Annotated in this window: 1 protein-coding gene; it reads left to right on the top strand. The window is 61.6% G+C overall.

Annotated features, from left to right (window positions below; translation table 11 throughout):
• On the top strand, positions 1-766 hold a 766-nt coding region (locus H8S45_RS15880), incomplete at both ends, for a type IV secretory system conjugative DNA transfer family protein (protein ID WP_186950608.1).

Raw genomic sequence — 766 nt, 5'->3', positions numbered from 1 at the left:
AAGGAGAATCTGCGCGGCAACATCGTGATCGGTCTCGGCAACCGGCTGAACGTGTTCCACGATGCGCTGGTGGACAGCCTGACTTCGGACAGCACGATAGACCTCACCCTGCCAGGACAGAAGCCCTGCGCCTATTTCTGTATCCTGTCCGCGCAGGACAGCACCTACACCTTCCTGTCCTCGCTGTTCTTCACCATGCTGTTCTCCCGTCTGGAGGCATACGCGCGGAAGGAGACGAAGGACGGGAAGCTGCCGGTGCGGGTAAACTTCCTGCTGGACGAATTCCCGTCCATCGGCAGGCTGGGGGATTTCAAGCGCTCCATCGCGTTCACCCGGTCGTTCGGCATGAGCTGCCAGGTGCTGGTGCAGTCCATCTCCCAGCTGGCGGACATGTACCCGCGGCACGAGTGGGAGGAGATGGCGGCCTGCTGCGACGCTACCATCTGCCTGGGGGTGAACGACCTGACGAGCGCCAAATTCATTTCGGAGAAATGCGGCATGACGACCATCCGCGTGACTAATAACCAACAGCCGCAGACGCCGCTGTTCTCCCCCTTGCAGAACAACATCCGGCCGTATTCCATGACGCGCAGCAACACCCAGCGCGCGCTCATGCAGCCGGACGAGGTGCTGCGGCTGGGCAACGACAGGTGCATCGTCCTGCTGCGCGGCCAGTACCCGATGCTGCTGTACAAGATAACGCCGCCGGAATTTACCGATTACGGCAAGCTGCGGCCGGCGTCCATCCATGACTACCCGCCGGACA

This window comes from Agathobaculum faecis (assembly GCF_014287995.1).
GTDB lineage: Bacteria > Bacillota > Clostridia > Oscillospirales > Butyricicoccaceae > Agathobaculum > Agathobaculum ammoniilyticum.
Note: the sequence above shows the minus strand (reverse complement) of the source record. Positions and strands in the feature narration are given on the sequence as shown.